Source organism: Ancylobacter sp. FA202, assembly GCF_000380205.1.
Taxonomy (GTDB): Bacteria; Pseudomonadota; Alphaproteobacteria; order Rhizobiales; family Xanthobacteraceae; genus Ancylobacter.
In genome coordinates this window covers 2307793-2327042 of sequence record NZ_KB904818.1, presented here as the reverse complement: position 1 = coordinate 2327042, position 19250 = coordinate 2307793, and the positions used below count along the sequence as shown (strand labels likewise).

At 67.3% G+C, this 19250-nt stretch carries 14 protein-coding genes; 10 read left to right on the top strand and 4 right to left on the bottom strand.

Annotation, left to right across the window (positions count from 1 at the left end):
• Positions 1-14 precede the first annotated feature (14 nt).
• A complete protein-coding gene (locus A3M1_RS0110515; RefSeq protein WP_018388929.1) occupies positions 15-3173 on the top strand; it encodes an efflux RND transporter permease subunit in 3159 nt (1052 codons plus the stop codon).
• A 137-nt stretch (positions 3174-3310) separates the two neighbouring features.
• Here the strand turns inward: A3M1_RS0110515 and A3M1_RS0110510 are convergent, their stop codons facing one another.
• From A3M1_RS0110510 to A3M1_RS0110495, 4 genes are all read right to left on the bottom strand, one after another.
• Positions 3311-4468: an MFS transporter gene (locus A3M1_RS0110510; RefSeq protein WP_018388928.1), complete on the bottom strand. Its 1158-nt coding sequence runs from the start codon at positions 4466-4468 to the stop codon at positions 3311-3313.
• Positions 4465-5799, bottom strand: coding sequence for an HdeD family acid-resistance protein (locus A3M1_RS0110505; RefSeq protein ID WP_018388927.1), 1335 nt, complete (start codon positions 5797-5799; stop codon positions 4465-4467). Before A3M1_RS0110505 ends, A3M1_RS0110510 begins: the two co-directional genes overlap by 4 nt.
• Positions 5800-5982: 183 nt before the next feature.
• Positions 5983-7293, bottom strand: coding sequence for an NtaA/DmoA family FMN-dependent monooxygenase (locus A3M1_RS0110500; protein WP_245261634.1), 1311 nt, complete (start codon positions 7291-7293; stop codon positions 5983-5985).
• Positions 7294-7432: 139 nt separating this feature from the next.
• Entirely contained in the window at positions 7433-8611 is a 1179-nt protein-coding gene (locus A3M1_RS0110495; RefSeq protein ID WP_018388925.1) for a RidA family protein, read from the bottom strand.
• A 250-nt stretch (positions 8612-8861) separates the two neighbouring features.
• Here A3M1_RS0110495 and A3M1_RS0110490 point away from each other — a divergent pair, with 250 nt between their 5' ends.
• From A3M1_RS0110490 to A3M1_RS0110450, 9 genes are all read left to right on the top strand, one after another.
• Positions 8862-9719, top strand: a complete 858-nt coding sequence (locus tag A3M1_RS0110490) for an ABC transporter substrate-binding protein (RefSeq protein ID WP_018964130.1) — start codon at positions 8862-8864, stop codon at positions 9717-9719.
• A gap of 19 nt (positions 9720-9738) precedes the next feature.
• Positions 9739-10455 carry an amino acid ABC transporter permease gene (locus A3M1_RS0110485; RefSeq protein ID WP_018388923.1) on the top strand — a complete coding sequence of 239 codons (717 nt, stop codon included), beginning with the start codon at positions 9739-9741 and terminating at the stop codon, positions 10453-10455.
• The gene (locus tag A3M1_RS0110480) at positions 10452-11219 is read left to right on the top strand and encodes an amino acid ABC transporter ATP-binding protein (RefSeq protein ID WP_018388922.1); all 768 of its coding nucleotides are present in this window, start codon (positions 10452-10454) and stop codon (positions 11217-11219) included. The genes A3M1_RS0110485 and A3M1_RS0110480 overlap by 4 nt, the downstream gene beginning before the upstream one ends.
• Before the next feature lie 54 nt (positions 11220-11273).
• Positions 11274-12584: an NtaA/DmoA family FMN-dependent monooxygenase gene (locus A3M1_RS0110475; protein WP_018388921.1), complete on the top strand. Its 1311-nt coding sequence runs from the start codon at positions 11274-11276 to the stop codon at positions 12582-12584.
• Between the two features lie 166 nt (positions 12585-12750).
• Entirely contained in the window at positions 12751-13638 is an 888-nt protein-coding gene (locus A3M1_RS0110470; RefSeq protein ID WP_018388920.1) for a helix-turn-helix transcriptional regulator, read from the top strand.
• Positions 13639-13688: 50 nt separating this feature from the next.
• Positions 13689-15038 carry an LLM class flavin-dependent oxidoreductase gene (locus A3M1_RS0110465; RefSeq protein ID WP_245261633.1) on the top strand — a complete coding sequence of 450 codons (1350 nt, stop codon included), beginning with the start codon at positions 13689-13691 and terminating at the stop codon, positions 15036-15038.
• Between the two features lie 99 nt (positions 15039-15137).
• Positions 15138-16517: a cytochrome c gene (locus tag A3M1_RS0110460; protein WP_018388918.1), complete on the top strand. Its 1380-nt coding sequence runs from the start codon at positions 15138-15140 to the stop codon at positions 16515-16517.
• The gene (locus A3M1_RS0110455; protein ID WP_018388917.1) at positions 16514-17005 is read left to right on the top strand and encodes a (2Fe-2S)-binding protein; all 492 of its coding nucleotides are present in this window, start codon (positions 16514-16516) and stop codon (positions 17003-17005) included. The genes A3M1_RS0110460 and A3M1_RS0110455 overlap by 4 nt, the downstream gene beginning before the upstream one ends.
• Positions 17005-19230, top strand: a complete 2226-nt coding sequence (locus tag A3M1_RS0110450) for a molybdopterin cofactor-binding domain-containing protein (protein ID WP_018388916.1) — start codon at positions 17005-17007, stop codon at positions 19228-19230. The genes A3M1_RS0110455 and A3M1_RS0110450 overlap by 1 nt, the downstream gene beginning before the upstream one ends.
• Positions 19231-19250: the final 20 nt, after the last annotated feature.

Genomic DNA, 19250 nt, shown 5'->3' with positions numbered 1-19250 from the left:
TCCGAGGCGGACCCATGCTTTCGCGCTTCTTCATCGAACGGCCGGTGCTCTCCAACACGCTGGCCCTGCTCATCGTGCTGCTGGGCGCCTTGTCGCTCACCAGCCTGCCCGTGTCGCAATATCCCGATGTGGTGCCGCCCACCGTCTCCGTGACCGCGACCTATCCCGGCGCCAGCGCCCGCACGGTGATGGACACGGTGGCGCTGCCGATCGAGCAGCAGGTCAACGGCGTCGAGGGCATGATCTACATGCAGTCGACCAGCGGCAATGACGGCTCCTATTCGCTGGTCATCACCTTCGCCATCGGCACCGACCCGGACATGGCGCAGGTGCTGGTGCAGAACCGCGTCTCGCTCGCCACCGCGCAGCTGCCGAGCGCGGTGTCGACGCAGGGACTGAACGTCCAGAAGAAGTCGACCTCGATCCTGCAATTCGTGAATCTGTATGCGCCGGACGGACGCTACGACAATCTGTTCCTCGCCAATTACGCCGCCATCAGCCTGGAGAACGAGCTGGCGCGCCTGCCGGGCGTGGGCTCCGTCACCGTGCTCGGCTCCGGCAGCTACGCGATGCGGATCTGGCTCGATCCCGAGCGGCTTCAGACCTATGGCCTGACGCCCGCGGATGTTTCCGCCGCCATCCAGCAGCAGAGCACGCAGGTCACGGCCGGCCTGGTCGGCGCGCCGCCGACACCGGCCGCGGTGAACTTTCAGTATGTCATCAACGTCACCGGCCGCTTCAGCGAGGCGGTGGATTTCGAGCGCATCGTCGTCAAGGCGGCGGATGAGGGCGGCGGACGGCTGGCGCGGGTGGGCGACATCGGCCGCGTCGAGCTCGGCGCCGCCACCTATGGCCATACCGCGACGCTGGACGGCAAGCCCTCCGCCGCCATCGCCATCTCCCAGCTGACCGGCGCCAATGCCCTCACTGTGGCGGAAGAGGTCAACGCCAAGATGGCCGAGCTCGCCGCTGCCTTCCCGGCGGGGCTGGCGTACAAGGTCTCGTTCGACAGCACCAACTTCGTCACCGCCTCGGTGGACGAGGTCTATGAGACGCTGGTCATCGCGGCGCTGCTGGTGCTCGCGGTCATCCTCCTCTTCCTGCAGGACTGGCGGGCCATGCTGGTGCCGGCGACCACGGTGCCCGTGACCATCGTCGGCGCCTTCGCCGCCATGTACCTGCTCGGCTACACCATCAACACCACCAGCCTGTTCGCGCTGGTGCTGGCGATCGGCATCGTGGTGGACGACGCCATCGTCATCGTCGAGGGCGTGTCGCGCCACATGGAAGCGGGCCTGTCGAGCCGCGAGGCCGCGATCAAGGCGATGTCGGAGCTCACCGGCCCGATCATTGGCATCACGCTGGTGCTGATGGCAGTGTTCCTGCCGGCGGCGATGATGTCCGGCCTCACCGGCAAGATGTACCAGCAGTTCGCGCTGGTCATCGCCGCAACCGCGATCCTCTCCGCTGTCAACGCGATGACGCTGAAGCCGACCCAGTGCGCGCTCTGGCTGCGGCCGGCGACGCCGCCCGCCCAGCGCAACATCCTCTACCGCGCCTTCAACGCCGGCTATGGAGGCGTCGAGGCGCTCTATGTCGCGCTGGTGCGCCGTCTCGTGCGCTTCGCCCTGCTCACCAGCCTCGCCGGGCTCGGCCTCATCGGCCTTGCCTTCTATGGCCTGTCGCAGGTGCCGACCGCCTTCCTGCCGAGCGAGGACCAGGGCTATTTCATCGTCAGCCTGACCCTGCCGGACTCGGCCTCCGCCGCGCGCACCGAGGCGGTGGTGGCCAGCGCGGTCGAGAAGATCCGCTCGCTCGACGGCATCGACAGCGTGATCGGCGTCTCCGGCATTTCCCCGCTCGACAACAACGCCACGCTCTACAACACCGGCATGCTCTATGTGGTGTTGACCGACTGGAGCGCGCGCGAGACGACCGCGCTCAGCGCCGCCAGCATCGGCGGCACGGTGCGCAGCGCCCTCGACGATCTCGGCACCGCCGAGGCGCTGGTGATGATGCCCCCGCCGATACAGGGCATCGGCAACTCCTCCGGCTTCGCGCTGATGGTGGAGATGAAGGACGGAACCTCGGACTTCTCCGCCTTGCAGAACGCGGCCAGCGAAATGGTCGATGCCGCCGCCACACAGACCAGCCTTTCCCATGTCGCGACCAATTTCCGTGGCACGGTCAAGCAGCTGCGGCTGGAGGTGGACCGGGTGAAGGCGGAAACCTACGGGCTGACGGTGGGCCAGGTGTTCTCGGCGCTGGAGGCCTATGTCGGCTCGTCCTATGTCAACCAGTTCACCCGCTTCAACATGGTGTTCCAAGTCTATCTGCAGGCGGACGCGCCGTTCCGCCTGCAGCCGAACGACATTCTGAACCTGAAGGTAAAGGGTGCGGGCGGCGAGATGGTGCCGCTCGGGCAGGTCGCGCATTTCGTCGACGATGCCGGCCCGCCGCTGATCACCCTGTACAATCTCTACCCGGCGGCGCAGGTGACGGGCAGCCCGGCCACCGGCTTCTCCTCCGGCGAGGCGATGAGCCTGATGGACCAGGTCGCCGCCTATTCCCTGCCCGCCTCCATGGGCGCGGCGTGGACCGGCATGTCCTATCAGGAGCAGCTCGTCGGCAACCAGATCTACCTCGTCTTCGCCATCGCGCTGGTGCTGGTCTATTTCGTGTTGTCCGGCCAGTATGAAAGCTGGCTGCAGCCGCTGGCGGTCATCCTCGCCGTCCCGCTCACGCTGCTCGGCACGGTGGCGGCGCTGGAGATCACCGGCCTGCCGAACGACCTCTACACCCAGATCGGCATTGTGCTGCTCATCGCGCTGGCGGCCAAGAACGCCATTCTCATCGTGGAATATGCCCGCGAGAAGCGCATGGCGGGAATGGATATCGGCGAGGCCGCCATCGAGGCGGCCCGCCTGCGCTTCCGGCCGATCCTGATGACCTCCTTCGCCTTCATCTTCGGCATGCTGCCGCTGGTGTTCGCCTCCGGGGCGGGCGCCGGCGCCCGCGTCTCGCTCGGCATCGCCGTGGTGAGCGGCATGCTGGCCTCCACCGGGCTCGCGGTGCTGTTCGTCCCAGCCTTCTTCACGGTGCTGGAACGGCTGCGGGGCACGCCCGCCACCCTCGGTGCCGGAGAGACGCCCAGGGCGATTGGGAACACCTAGAGCGTTTTCGAGCGAAGTGGATACCGGTTCGCGTGAAGAAAACGTGATAAAACAAATAATTAGATCATTTCACTGTTTCCATGAAACAGTGAAATGATCTAGGCTGGCACGCGCCCTCGCAGCCGCCCGGTGCGGCCCTAGTGGCTGCCCCGGCCGTTCAGCGTCACGAACAGCGCGAAGGCGCCGCAGGTGGCGGCGGCGAAGAAGGCGAGGCCATGCAGGGTGGTGTCCATCGCGAGGCCCGCCAGCAGCGGCCCGAGCAGCGCGCCGAGGCCCCACATCAGCCCCATGGCGGCATAGATGCCGATCAGTTCCGCCCCCTTGAAGCGGCTGCCGACCAGCGTGAGCATGATGGTGTAGATGCCGACAAAGGCGCCGCCCCAGAAGAACAGCAGCGTATAGGTGGCGATCTCGCTCTGCAGCGCCAGCGGCCACGCCAGCGCCCCCAGCATCGAGGCCACCGCCAGCGCGACCACCAGCTTGACCCGGTCCACCTTATCGCCGAGCCAGCCGATCGGCAGCTGCAGGAGGATGGCGCCGATCATCATGCAGGACATCAGCCGGGTGGCGCCGCTCTCCTCCCAGCCGAGATTGACGGCATAGATGGCGAGGAAGGACAGGCCCGCTGTCTCGATCGCCGCGTTCAGCACGACGGCCGAGATCGCGACGGGCGCGAGGCGGATGAAGCGGAGCGGGCTGCCGGTGGCCGGCTCGTCGAACACCGGCGCCTGCACCCTAGGGGAGGCGACAAAGCCGGCCGCGAACAGCGCGATGCCGGCCCCGACGAGATAGGGGGTGGAGCCGCTGGAGCCCACCACGGACAGGATCAGCGGGCCGAGGGCAAAACCAACCGAGAGCGCGGCGGTATAGGCGGCCATGGCGCGGGCACGGGTCGCCTCCGTGCTCAGGCTGTTGGTCCAGGCCTCGGAGAGCACGAACAGGATCTCCGACGCCATGCCGAGCACCAGGCGAAGCGGAAACCAGAGCCAGATAAGCGGCATGGCCGGAAACGCGCTCAGCACCAGCGCCGCGAGCACCAGGGCGATGATGACCAGCCGGCGGATGCCGAAATAGGCGATGATCCGGGGCAGCAGCATGGCGGTGATGAGCACGCCGACCGCGTGCATGGCCGCATTGGCCCCGATCAGGGTCTCGCTGAGGCCGCGCGAAGTCAGGTCGAGCGCAATCAGCGCCGCGCTCAGGCTGTAGGTGAGGCCGAACATCATCGCGGTCGCGATGACGGCGCCGCGCGAGAACAGGCCGGCGGGTTGCTCGGCGGAAGGCGTCGACGTCATACGGAACTGGCCTTTCTGCCATCGACCGGGGCCGACCGGCCCCACTTCAGAAAACCAAGCAGGCGGGTGCCCCAGGCCACTTCACCTTTTTCGACGATCCGGGCCAGCGTGCGGGCATAGTCGAGCACCAGCCCCGGGGTCCATGTTGCCGAATGCGCGCGGCTGCGGATCATCGAGGCCACCCAGATGTCGGGATTGGTCAGCAGGCCGAGGAGGCGCAGCCAGGGGTAAGGGCTCGCCATCGACCCTTCGAGCGCGGCGTCGAGCGCCTGTGCCACCACCACCGAGCAGTTCCGGTTGGTGAGATTATACGTGTCGTCCTGCTTGTATCCGGCCCACAGCGCGCGCAGGCGGCGCGGGTTGTAGTTGCGGAACGCGACATTGGCGTCCGCCGGGCACCACCATTCGGACTCGTACTGGTAGGAGGGCTGGAAGCGCCCCTTCAGGTCGTTCTCGCCGCTGGCGCGCAACGAGGCGATGAAGTCACCGCTGGAGCGCTCCACCTCAAGGGCGGGGTAATGGCTGATATAAAGATCCGGTGGCATCTCCAGCGCGGCGTGGCCGGTCGAGATCACGCCATGGCCGTCCAGCGCCGCGATATAGCGATCGACCAGCAGCCGCCGCTCGGGGGCATAGGCCGAGCCGACCGGCGTCCACACATGGACGATCATCGGCTGGGCTGGCGTCGTGCTCTCCCCGGTCTCGATCAGGATCGGGGCATTGTCGTACCAGCCGCGCCCGGCGAAGATCGGCAAAGCGAGGATGCCCGCCTCGCTTTCCAGCGTGCGGAACATCAGGCCTATCCGCAGCATCAGCCACCCCGACACAGCCAGCAGAAGGCTTATACAGAAGGGGATGTTGCGGGCATGGGGCATCGGCCATTCGGTGATGATGAGGAGCGCGATACCAAGTTCGATGGCGCCGAACACCGCCATCATCCGCCATCCGTGGAAGCGCACCACCAGCGCGGTCGCCATGCGGCAGAGCCCGTCGAGGACGAAGGCGAGGGAGAACAGGGCCGCGAGCGCCCATTCGGTCGGGATCGGCGGCTGGATGATGAGCAGCCCGACCAGCAGAAGCGCCGCGGCCTTGAGGAACAGCAGCGAGCGCATCGCGCCCCGCGCCCGCTCCATGAAAACGAACAGCGCAATCAGCCCGTTCAGCACGAAGATCAGGCCGAGCACCTCCTGCATGGCGAGCGTCACGCCGTCGGAGGCATCGATCGCCAGCAGAGCCGACAAGGTGAGAAACGCGCCGCCGAGGAGGGCAATTATGTACCATCGCGCCCGGAACGATTCCGCGCCGATCAGAAGGAAGGAGAGTTTAAGCATCGATGAGTGTTGACCGAACCGCGGAGGCCCAAACTGCCATTTTGCGGGCGCGATGGAAAGCGGACGTTTCGGCACGGCCGGGCGGCACGGCCTGCCGGCCCTGCGGCGACCGCGGGAGGCGCTGTCCGCACGGGGCCGGCCCGAGGCCAGTCGTCAGAAGGTCTGTCGTCAGAAGACCTGTCGTCAGAAGGCGAGGAGATTGTCGCGCAGATGGGCGTGCTCATAGGCCCGGCGCATCAGCCCGCGCTGTTGCAGCGCCGGCACCAGCCCGTCGGCAATGGTGGCGATGGAGCGGCGGCTGACATCGGGCAGCACGATGAGAAACCCGTCGCCGCCGATCTCCTCCATGATCTCGCCCATCTGCGCCGCCGCGCTGTCGGGCGTGCCCACCACGTCGACGCAATAGCCGGAGCCGTAATGGGCGACGATGGCCTCGCGCAGGGTCCGCTTGCCGGCGCGGACCAGAAAGGCCTGCAGGGTGGACTGGGTGCCGTTGGTGGTGAGTTCGCCCACCGGCGCGTCGAGGTCGAACTGCGAGAAATCGATATTGGTCGCCCAGCCGAGGCGGGCAAGGCGGGCGGGAATGCTCTCCGCCGTCTGGATCTTGCGCTGTTCGGCGAACCAGCGGGCCTGGTCCTCGGTCTCGGCGATGATCGGCGAGAGCAGGAACAGCAATTTGCAGCTGTCGGGATCGCGCCCCATCGCCGCCATCTGCGCGCGCACCTCCTCGCGGTAGCGCTTCATGTTCTCGACCCCCGAAGGCGCCGCGACGATGGTGTCGGCATGGGCGGCGGCGAAGGCCCGCCCGGTGGAGGAGCCGCCCGCCTGCGCGATCACCGGCCGGCCCTGCGGGCAGGGTCCCGAGTTCAGCGGCCCGCGCGAGGCGTAGTATTTGCCGGCATAGTCGATGGTGTGGACCTTGGCGGGATCGACCAGCACGCCGTTCGCGCGGTCGTCGAGAATGGCGCCCGGCTCCCAGGAATCCCACAGGCGCTTGACGATGGTGGCGTATTCCTCGGCCATGGCGTAGCGCTCGTCATGGTCGGCCATGCCGTCCAGCCCGAAATTCTGCGCGGCGAGATCGTTGAAGCCCGTCACCAGGTTCCACCCGGCGCGCCCGCCGGAGATCTGGTCGAGCGAGCCGATGATTCGGGCGGTCAGATAGGGGTGGTAGGCGAAGGTCGAGAGCGTCGGCACGATGCCGAGCCGCTTTGTCGACGCCGCCAGCAGCGTGGCGACGACGGAAGGCTCTTGGCGCGGCACGCAGATGCCGTTCTGCAGGAAGATGTCGCGCGAATTCTGCCAGTTCTCGCCGATGAAGATCGAATCCTCGATCAGCAGATAGTCGAAGCAGGCGCGCTCGATGGCCCGGGCGAGATCCGTGAACAGATCCGCGCTCATCCATTCGCGGCCGATATTTCCCGTCCAGGGCTCGCCCCAGGCCTGGGCGCTGGAGCCCTGGAGAAACCAGGCCATGTGGAATGGAGATGCCATGATGCCCCCCTCTGGCGTCGGAACCGGGTCGCGAGCGCGCCGGTAGGGACCGGAGGCCGCCAGACGCGCGAGCTCGGATTCTTCTAGGATAACAGCGGCTTGAAATATCTACCCACAAAGGGTTACGCCGCCGCCCGGTTCAGGCGCGGCGCGCGCCCACGCCCTCGATCTCGATCTCCAGCCCGGTCAGTCCGAGGCGCGACAGCGGCACGAGGGTCAGCGCCGGCAGACCATCGCTGAAGAAGGGAATGAGGGCGTCGAGCACGACGGCGATCTCCGCGTCGCCGCCCTCGGTGGCGATGAACACCGTCACCTTGACGAGGTCGTCAATGCCGGCGCCGAAGCCGGCGAGGATGCGGCCGATGCACTCCATCGTGTTGCGCGCCTGCGCGGCGAGATCGCCCGGAAAGACCGCCTCGCCTTGCGGATTGGCGGAAATCTGGCCGCCGAGGATCAGCAGGTCGTTGATCTTCAGCCCCTGTTCGAACGAGACCGGGATCGGCCAGTCCCAGGTGCCTTCCGGCCAGCTGGTGGCGCGCGGCGCCGCCGTGCCGTCCGGCGCAACGAGGCCGATCGCTTCCTGGCGGATGAGAATGTCGGCGGGATAGGGGCCCGGCACCGGCACGCCGGTGGCGCCGGGGCCCGGCTTGCGGAACGCATCCGAGCGCACGCGGGCGGCCATCGCCCAATCCTCCGTGGTGCCGTGGCCGACATAATAGGTGTTGAGCTTGGCGACGCAGGAAAGATCGGCGCCCAGTTCTTCCAGCGCCTCGCCGATATGGCCGATGGTGGCTTTTGCCTGCCCGACAATGTCGCCGTGATGCAGCGTCTGCCCCTGCCCGTCCCGCGACATCTGCGCGCCGACGAAGACAAGATCGCCGCAGCGCAGCGCAGGGCTGAAGCCGGCGGCATCGGCGGGCGCGGCCGCCACGCGCTGGCTATGCCGGTCCCCGCCGGGATGCAGCGCGATGGCCTCAACCTGCACCAGCACGCCGCCGACAAGGGCATGCAGCGGGATGGCCGTGACCACCGGCGGCGGCTCGGCGGGGAATGCCGCCCGGAGCCGGGAGAGGATCAGGCTCTCGCTGGCAATGAGCGAGCGGTGGTAGAACAGGCCCAGCTTCACCACGTCGCCCGGCCCGGCACCGGCCTGCGCCAGCGCCGCGATCACCCCCGCCACCGCCTGGTCGATCTGCACCTCCAGCCCGTCCGCGGGATCGCCGAACTGCGCCGAGACAAAGACGATGTCCTGTGCCCGCCGCTGGGCGCGCGCGCCGAAAGCGTCGGTCGATCGGTAGCGGGAAGGAGGAGCGGTCATGAGGAGCCTCGGCGCCGGGCGGGGTGACAGGCGCAGCAAGCCGCGTGCCAGAGCCTCCGCCTCGTCGCGGTTGCCGCCGCCCCCGGCACGGCACGCGGCCATAGCCGGCGGCAGGGCCGGCACACGCCGCCGGGACTACCCACCTTTGGTTATTGTTCGGCTCCCCGCGCGCGATTGAACTGTCGGCAGATCCCGCACGCTGGCGCTGTCCGCCGGAGGGTGCGGCCCCACTCAGGCAGGGAAGCGCATCATGAAAATGGCGATGAAACTGACGGCGCTGGCAACCTTGGCGATGCTCTCGGCGGTGGCCGGGGCGCGCGCCGACTGTCTCGCCGACATCAAGAAGGCCGGCGTCATCACCGCCGGCAATGGCCTGCTGGGGACCAAGCCCTTCGTCTGGAAGAACGAGGACGGCACCTATGGCGGCATGGAATGGGAGATCTTCCAGGAAGTGGGCAAGCGTATCGGCGTGCCCAAGCAGGACTATGTCATCACCGAATGGACCTCGCTCATTCCCGGCCTGAAGGTCGGGCGCTGGGACATCATCCTCTCGGGCATGGCGGCGACGCAGGAGCGCATCCAGGGCGCCGGCATTTCGTTCTCCAACCCCTATTTCCTGCTCTACGACTATGTCATCGTGACCAAGGATTCGCCGATCAAGACCTTTGACGACCTGAAGGGCAAGACGCTGGCCTCGACGCTCGGCACCATGGATTCGCTCAACGCCCATGTGCTCGTCGACGCCGGCAAGGCCGGCAAGGTGCTGGACTTCAACGATTTCGGCGCCCCTTTCTCCGCCCTGCGCAACGGCCAGGCCGATGCGGTGGTGATGGACCAGGCGACGCTGATGGCGCAGATGGAATCGATGGGCGACCTGCGTTCGCTGGGCGAGCCGATGTACTACACCTCCAAGCCGGAATGGGCCGAGGCCGAAGCCAAGGCGCCCTATATCCTCGGCGGCACCTCCGTCGGCGTGCGCAAGGAATGCCCGGAACTGCTCGCCGCCATCAACGAGGCCCTCGCCGCCATGGACGCCGACGGCACCCGCAAGGCCATTCTGAGCAAATACGGCGTGTGGGCCAGCTATCAGGAGAAGACGCTGAAATAGCCGGCCCGGAGACGGCCCGATGTACGAGTTCTTCTTCGTCCTGATCCCCCGGCACTTCCCGTTTCTGCTCGAAGGCGCCCTCGTCACCCTCGAACTCTCCTTCCTCAGCATGGCCTTCGGGCTTGTGCTGGGGCTGGCGACGGCGCTGGGGCGGCTGAGCGGGAAGCGCTGGCTCGACTGGCCGTTGATCACCTATGTCGAGATCTGGCGGGACGTGCCGCTGATCGTCCAGCTCATGGTGATCTACTTCACCCTGCCGACGATCGGCATCACCCTGTCGGGGTTCTGGGCGGGCGTGCTGGGACTCAGCCTCAATCTCGGGGCCTATCTGTCCGAAGTGTTTCGCGCCGCGATCCTGTCCATCGACCCCGGCCAGCGGGCGGCGGGCATGTCGATCGGCATGTCGAAGCCGATGATCTACCGGCGGATCATCTTCCCCCAGGCCTTCCGCATCGCGATCCCGACCATTGGCGGCTATTTCATCGCTCTGCTGAAGGATTCTTCCCTCGTCTCGTTCATCTCGGTCAATGAACTTCTCCGAAACGGCAACATCATCATCTCGAACACCTTCCGCAATATGGAGGTGTATATGATGGTGGCGATCATCTATTTCATCCTCAGCTTCGCGGCGTCGCGGCTCATCCGCCATCTGGAGCATTCGCTCACTCCGAAATATCTGCGCCGGCAGGGCCGCAAGGCCAAGGTGCTGGCGCCTGACATCGCGGTGATGCCATGAGCCAGGCACCACTGCTCAGCGTGCGCGGGCTGCACAAATCCTTCGGCGCCCTCAACGTGCTCAAGGGCGTCGACCTCACCGTGCGCTCGGGCGAAGTGGCGTTCCTGATCGGCCCCAGCGGCGGCGGCAAGTCGACGCTGATCCGCTGCATCAACTTTCTGGAGACGCCGAGCTCGGGCGAGATCACCTTCGACGGCCGCCCGCTCTGCCATGAGGACGGGCGCATTTTTCATGTCGCGCCCGAGCGCGTGCTGCGGGCCGCGCGCAGCGAAATGCCGATGGTGTTCCAGCATTTCAACCTGTTCACCCATCGCACCGTGCTGGAAAACGTCATCGAAGGCCCGATCATGGTGAAGCGGCGCCCCCGCGCCGAGGCTATCGCCGACGCCGAGCGGTTGCTGCGCGAGGTGGGGCTGCACGACAAGTCCGACTTCTACCCGGACCAGCTCTCAGGCGGGCAGAAGCAGCGGGTGGCGATCGCCCGCGCGCTCGCCATGCAGCCCAAGCTCATCCTGTTCGACGAGCCGACTTCCGCGCTCGACCCCGAACTGGTCGCCGGCATCCTCGACACCATTCGCGGCCTCGCCGATCGCGGCATGACGCTGGTGGTGGTGAGCCACGAAATGTCCTTCGCCCGCAAGCTGGCCGATGTCGTCCACTTCATCGCCGAGGGCACGATCATCGAATCCGGCCCGCCGGACCGCATTTTCGACAATCCGCAGAGCCCGCGCCTGAGCGGGTTCATCCGCTCCATCCTGCACTGAGGGCGCCCCCCGCGCGCAGGACGCCGCGACCGCTTCCTTTCCAGGGACACGACGATGCCAGACCCGTTCCATCTCGGCCTCTTTCTCCAGGGCTCCAGCGTGCAGGCCTGGGGCCAGCCCTGGACCGGGCGCATCGCCGAGACCTGGATGAAGCCGGAGCTGTTCCTCGACGCGGCGCGCGCACTGGAGCGGGCCTGCTTCGACTACATCCTGCTGGAAGACAGCTCCTATATCGGCGAAAGCTTTGCCGGCTCGCGCGCCATCTATCTCCAGAACGGCATTTCCGTGCCCCGGCAGGACCCTTCCGTGGTGGCCAGCCTCATGGCAGGGGCGACCCGCCATATCGGCATCGTGCCGACGCTGGCGACCTTCGCCTACCCGCCCTTCCTGCTCGCCCGGCTGGTGGCGACGCTGGACCAGGTGTCGGGCGGGCGCGCCGGCTGGAACATGGTGACCGGCAGCTCGGATTTCGCCGCGCGCAATTTCGGTCTGGAGAAGCTGACCGAGCATGATCTGCGCTACGACATGGCCGACGAGTATATCGATCTGGTCGACCGGCTGTGGAAGTCCTGGGACCCCGGCGCGCTGGTCGCCGATGCAGAGACCGGCATGCTGGTGGACCCTGAGCGGGTGCATCAGATCGACTTCACCGGCAAATATTACGCCTCGCGCGGGCCGCTGAACTGTGGTCCCGCGCCCCAGGGCCGTCCCGTCATCGCCCAGGCCGGCGGCTCGCCGCGCGGGCGGGAATTCGCCTCCCGCCACGCCGACACGATTGTGGCCAGCGTGGTCGGCGCCACCGCGATGCGCGACTATCGCGACGATGTGCGCGCCCGCATGGCGCGCCATGGCCGCGACCCGGACAGCTGCAAGGTGATGTTCCTGGTCACGCCGATCCTCGCCGCCAACATGGCCGACGCCCGCGCCATCCAGGCCGAGCGCCGCGCCGCCGAGGCCCGGCAGACCGACCTGAAGATGGCCTTCCTCGGCAAGATCACCAATATCGACTTCACCAAGCTGGATCTCGACGCGCCGATCGGCGACCTCACCACCAATGGCCACCAGCAGCTGCTCGACGATTTCAAGAAGGCGGCCGGCAACAAAACGCTGCGGCAGGCCATCGTCTCCTTCAACCATGACGGCGACGGCGTCGAGCTGCTCGGCTCGCCCGACGATGTCGCCGCGCAGATGGGCGAGGTGATGCAGGAGGTGGGCGGCGACGGCTTCCTGTTCTCGCTGCCCAATCTCCACCGCCGCACCCTCGCCGAGATCGAGGATGGGCTGGCCCCCGCCCTGCAGAAGCGCGGCCTGATGCGCAAGGCCTATGCGCATGAGCATTTCCGGGACAATCTGCTCGAATTCTGAACGCGACCCAGCCCTTTTCGGCAGCACCGCCAGCAGGCTTTTCCGCCGCGCGCCGGCGGCAGCACGGCGGCGCGCATCGCGCTACCGCAAAGGGGGATAGCGGGCGCCCGCCGCCGGGCTGGCCCTGTTCTTGCGTCGATATCCCGCCACAGCCGGGAGGAATTCGATGCTCACCGATGCCGGACAGCCAAGCGTTGCAAGCGCGATCGAGCGCGCTCAAAGCGCCAATCTGGCGCTGTCGTCCCGCTCGTTCAGCAGCATTGTCGACCAACTCGGGACGGACGACTTCCACCGCACCCTGCGCACCGCGCTCTATGAGCTCACCGGGTTCAACAGTTGCCTCATCCTGTCCTTCTCCGCCGCCGAGGCGCCCGTCGTGCTGGAGCATTGCTCGCCGATAAAGCGCGACCGGTTTCGTCACTGCTACATGAAGGAGGCCTACCGGCTCGACCCGTTCTACATGGCGGCGGTGGAGGGCATGAGCATCGGGGTGAGCCGGTGCAAGGAAATCTACGCGCAGGATTTCACCAGCAGCGCCTATAACAACCTTTATTACAAGGACGTGCCGCTGGTCGACGAGATCGGCATTCTCTGCCCGGTGACGCCGGAGCAGACCATCCACATCTCGCTCGGCCGCTGCACCGGGGCGCCGCGCTTCGACCCGTCCGTGCTGGACAATCTCAACGCCGCCGAGCCGCTGGTGGCCTCGCTGGTGCGCAAGCACGCGCTGCTACGGCCCGACCTCTGCCGGCGCGCCGCGCCCCTGCCTGACGATAAAAGCGAGCCTATCGACACCTCCTGGCTGCGGCGCTTCAACGCCACCCGCCGCGAGGTCGAAGTGGCGGTGCTGGTGCTGCGCGGCCATACCAATGCGTCCATCGCCTGCGTGCTCGGCATTTCCGAGGACACGGTGAAGGTCCATCGCAAGCGGCTCTATGTGAAGCTCAACATCTCCTCGCAGGCCGAGCTGTTCATGAAATATATGAGCAACCGGCCGTCCGACGCGCCCTGCGCGCCCCTCGCCTTCTCGCAGCGGAATGGCCGTGGGCATTAGGCCCCGGCGTCCGCGTTCCGTCTCTCTCTCCCAAGCCCGGCGAAAAGCAGATGTCGTTGCGTCGCAAAATGGTCCTCGGCGGCTTGTTCGAGGCCAATGGCTATCACTCCTCGGCCTGGCTGCTGCCGAGCGCGCAGGACCGGGCGCCGACCGATGTCGATTACTTCAGGCGCATCATCGCGATCGCCGAAGCCGGCCTGCTTGATTTCTTCTTCCTCGCCGACACGCCGGCGGCGCGCACCGAGAATCTCGACGCCTGGACCCGTGGCCCGCTCTACATGAACATGCTGGAGCCGATCACTCTGCTCTCGGCCATTGCGGGGGCGACCTCCCATATCGGGCTCGGGGCCACCGCCTCCACCAGCTTCTACGAGCCCTACAATGTCGCCCGCCTGTTCGCCTCGCTCGACCATATCAGCCATGGCCGGGCGGCGTGGAATGTCGTGACCTCGGCCAACGACTTCGCCGCGCGCAATTTCGGCCTCGACAAGCTGCCTCCGCACGAGAGCCGCTACGCAAGGGCACGGGAATTCCTGCATGTGGTGCAGGGGCTGTGGGACACGTGGGAGGACGACGCCTTCATCTATGACAAGGCGAATGCCCGCATGTTCGAGCCCTCGAAGCTCCACGTGCTCGATCACCAAGGCGCGTTCTTCAAGGTCCATGGCGCTCTCAACATGGCGCGCCCGCCGCAGGGCCACCCGGTGATCTTCCAGGCCGGCGCCTCCGAGACCGGCAAGGCCTTCGCCGCCGAGACGGCGGAAGTGGTGTTCGGCACCGGCGCCACGCTGGAGGAAGCCCTCGTTTTCTACCGCGACCTCAAGGGTCGTATGCCGGCTTATAATCGGCACCCGGACGAGCTCAAGATCCTCTCCGGTGTGTCGATCGTCGTCGGCGACAGCGAGACGCACGCCCGCGAGAAATGGGCGTCTTGGCAGGACAAGGTTCATATCGACATCGGCCTGCTCTATTTGAAGACCGACCTTGAGACCGATCTGTCGGACCTGCCGCTGGACGAGCCGGTGCCGCCGCACCGGGTGCCCGCCTCGTCGAACCACCACCAGGCCTATTTCCAGGAGATCGTCGGCCTCATCAAACAGGGCCTGACGCTGCGCGAGGTGTGCAAACGCTACAATCGCAGCAAGGCGATCTTCTTCGGCGATGCGGTCGCCATCGCCGACCGGATGCAGGAATGGGTCGAGGCCGGCGCCTGCGACGGCTTCATGATGGCCTTTCCGGTGCTGCCGGATAGCCTGGTCGAATTCACCACGCAGGTGGTGCCGGAGCTGCAGCGGCGCGGCCTGTTCCGCACCGCCTATGAGGGCACGACGCTGCGCGACAATCTGGGCCTCGCGCGCCCCGCCAATCGGCATGCGGGGGTGAGGCCGAAGCCCCGATAGGTCCTTCTCGGCGAAAGCCCCGCACACCGGAGCGTGAAGTCGTTCCAAGGAACGATCACCCCGCTCCGCCATTGCCCCCGTACAGTCGGAAGGGGGCTCATGCGGATCCGGTCTCTCGCGTTGATTGCCGTTGTGCTGGCCGGAGCGGCCGGGGCGTTCTTTGTCATCTGGCGGCCGGAAATTCCGGCGCAGGCGCAGGCACCGAGCTTCGATCCGGCGCTCATCGCCAAGGGGCGCGAACTGGCGGCCGTGGGCAATTGCATCGCCTGCCATACCGTGCCGGGCGGCGAGGCCTTCGCCGGCGGCCTTGCCATCCCCACGCCCTTCGGCACCATCCACTCGACCAACATCACCCCCGACCGCGAGACCGGCATCGGCGGCTGGTCGCTCGCGGCGTTTTCGCGCTCGATGCGCGAGGGGGTGGATCGCGCGGGCAACCACCTCTATCCCGCCTTCCCTTATGACCATTATCGCCTGGTCAGCGACGCCGACAACGAGGCGCTCTACACCTATCTGATGACGCGCGCGCCGGTGCGTCAGGACGCTCCTCCCAATGAGCTTGTGTTCCCGCTGGGGTTCCGCCCGCTCATCGCCGGCTGGAAGCTGCTGTTCCTGCAGCCCGCCGGCTTCACGCCCGATCCCGCGAAAAGCGAAGAGTGGAATCGAGGCGCCTATCTCGCCGAAGGGCTGGGCCATTGCGGCGGCTGCCACACCCCGCGCAACGGCCTTGGCGCGCAGATCGCCGACCAGCCTTTCGATGGCGGCGAGGCGGAAGGCTGGCACGCCTACGCCATCAACGCGAACTCGCCGGCGCCGATCCCGTGGGAAAGCGAGTCACTGGCCTTCTATCTCCGCCATGGCTGGCATGAATTGCACGGCGTCTCCCGTGGCCCTATGGCCGAGGTGACGGGCAATCTCGCTGGCCTGCCGGATTCCGATATCGAGGCAATCGCCGTCTATGTCGCCGATGTGATGGGTGAGCCCTCGCCAGAGCGCCGTCAGCATGCCGAGCGGCTGCTTGAAACCGTGGACGCGCCGGAACGCACCGGCGGCGATGCCGATACTCTCGCTGTGCCGCCCGATGTGGCGGGAATGCCCGGCGCGGCCCTCTATGCCGCCGCCTGCGCCACCTGCCATGAGAGCGGCCGGCCCCTGCCCTATGGCGGGCTCGATTTCCGCCTGAGCACGGCGGTCAATGCCGATAACCCGCAGAATATCGTCACCGTGACGCTGTTCGGCCTGCCGCCGGCCGATGGCGAGGCCAGTTCTGTCATGCCGGGCTTTGCCGGCGCGCTCGACGACCGACAGGTCGCCGACATCCTTGCCTATATGCGCGCCCGCTTCTCCTCCGGCACGGCATGGCCGGACGTGGCGGAGATGACGCGGCGCACCCGCAGCGGCGAGCACAAGGTCGTCGTCCGCCCCTCGGACGGTATCGAGCGGGCCCCCCTCAATGTCGGCGTGGAGGTCGGACCATGACGGTGAAGCTGAAGGTGAACGGGACCGTGCATGAGGTCGATGCCGATCCCGCCACGCCCCTGCTCTATGTGCTGCGCGAGGATCTGGAACTCAACGCGGCGAAATATGGCTGCGGCCTCGGCCAATGTGGTTCCTGCATGGTGCTGGTGGATGGCGAGGCGACGCTGTCCTGCGTCGTGCCGATCCTCGCGCTTGGAGGGCGGGAGATCACCACGCTGGAGGGGCTCGGCACGGTCGAGGATCCCGCGCCGATCCAGAGCGCGTTCATCGAGCTGCAGGCGGCCCAGTGCGGCTACTGCATTCCCGGCATGATGATGAGCGCGCAGGCCCTGCTCCAGCGCAACGCGGCGCCGAGCGATCAGGAGATACGTGATGCGCTGCGCACCAATCTCTGCCGCTGCGGCACGCATATGAGGATCCTCGCCGCCATCCGGCGGGCGGGCGAGATGATGAGCGCGCAGGCGCCGTCGAACCGGAGGGCCGGCTGATGAACATCGCCACCAGCCGCCGCGCGTTCCTGCTCGGCTCGGGCGCGCTCATGGTCTCCTTCTCGCTGGGCGCAGAGGCGCAGGAGGGCGAGGTGCAGGCCGGCACGAACGCGCCGCAGCCCACCGTCACCGCGATCGACAGCGAGCGGCTCGATTCCTGGATCCGCGTCGACGCCAACAGCCACATCACCGTCTTCACCGGCAAGGCGGAGCTCGGCCAGGGCATCCGCACCGCCCTGACCCAGGTCGCGGCCGAGGAGTTGGAGGTGGAGCCGGACGAGATCGAGCTGATCACGGCGGACACCGGGCGCACGCCCAATGAGGGCTTCACCGCCGGCAGCATGTCGATGCCCAATAGCGGCACCTCGATCCGCAACGCGGCGGCGCAGATGCGGCGCCTGCTGGTCGAGGCGGTCGCGCAGACGCTTAGCGTTCCGCCTGATAGCCTCACCCTGCAAGGCAAGCAGATCCGCTCCGGCGACCACTCCCTCTCCTATGGCGAGGTGGCGGCGGCGCTGAACCTTGAGGTTCCCCTCGCTGGCGATGCCGTGCTCAAGGCACCGGAGGCGCTGAAGGTAATCGGCCGGGATGTCCCGAGGGTCGACATTCCCGGCAAGGTCACGGGTGCTCCCGCCTATATCCAGGACATGCGGCTGCCCGGCATGCTGCATGCGCGCGTGGTGCGACCGCCCGGCTATGGCGCGACGCTCACCGAGGTCGACACCTCAGCCATCGAGGCTATGCCCGGCGTGGTGGGCGTCGTGCGCGACGGCAATTTCCTCGCCGTGATTGCCGAGCGTGAATTCCAGGCGGTGACGGCGATGCGAGAGTTGGCGCGGCTCGCGCGCTGGAGCACGGGCACCGAGCTGCCGGAACAGGCGGAGATCCACAACGTGCTGCGCGGCCTGGAGAGCGAGGTCGGCACGGTCGCCGAACAAGGCGACGCGAACCCCTCCGGCGACAAGGTGTTCGCGGCGCGCTTCACCCGCCCCTACCAGATGCACGGCTCGATCGGCCCCTCTTGCGGCATCGCCCGCCTGGAGCCGGACGGAACGCTCACCGTCTGGTCGCACACGCAGGGTGTCTACCCCGACCGCGCCGCAATCGCACAGATGCTCGACCTGGAGCCGGGGCGCGTGCGGGTCATCCATGTCGAGGGCTCGGGCTGCTACGGCCATAATGGCGCCGACGACGCCGCCGCCGACGCCGCCCTCATCGCCTCCCGCCTGCCGCCGGGCCGGCCGGTGCGGGTGCAGTGGATGCGGGAACAGGAGAATGCGTGGGAGCCGTTCGGGCCGGCCATGTCGATCACGGTGCGCGGCGCGGTGACGAACGGTCGGATCAGCGACTTCGCCTTCGATCTCTGGAGCAACATCCACACCACGCGCCCCGGCGGCGCGGCCGCGCTGCTCGCCGCCCGGCAGAAGTCGGCTCCGGCGACGCCGAATGTGCCGCAAATGCAGATCAGCCCGTCCGGCAATGGGGACCGCAACGCTAACCCGCTCTACACGATCCCCAACAAGCGCATCCTCTGGCACTTCATACCCGACATGCCGCTGCGGGTCTCGGCGATGCGGGCGCTCGGGGCCTATGCCAATGTGTTCGCGCTGGAAAGCGCCATGGACGAGCTGGCCCGGCTGGCGCAGGCCGACCCTGTCGCATTCCGGCTCGCGCATCTGGAGGATGAGCGCGCCCGCGCTGTGGTGCAGATGGCGGCGGAGCGCTTCGACTGGGAGACGGCAACGCTCGGGCCGGGCCGCGGCAAGGGCTTCGCCTTCGCCCGCTACAAGAACCTCGCCGCCTATCTCGCGGTCGCGGTCGAGATGGAGGTCGAGCGTGAGACCGGCCGCACCCGCCTGGTGCGCGCGGTCGCGGCGATCGACAGCGGGCAGGCGGTCAGCCCGAACGGCATCCGCAACCAGACCGAGGGCGGCATCCTGCAGGCGGCGAGTTGGACGCTTTACGAGGCCGTAACCTTCGATCGCCGGCAGATCACCAGCGTCGACTGGTCGAGCTACCCGATCCTGCGCTTCGCCAGCGTGCCGGAGAAGGTGGAGGTCCATGTCATCGACCGGCCGGGCGAGCCCTTCCTCGGCACCGGGGAGGCGGCGCAGGGGCCTGTCGCGGGCGCGATCGGCAATGCCGTCCGCGATGCCATCGGGTTGCGGCTGACGGATCTGCCCTTCACCCGGCAACGGGTTCTGGCCGCGCTCGCAGCAGGATAAGGGGCGGAGAATGCGACAAA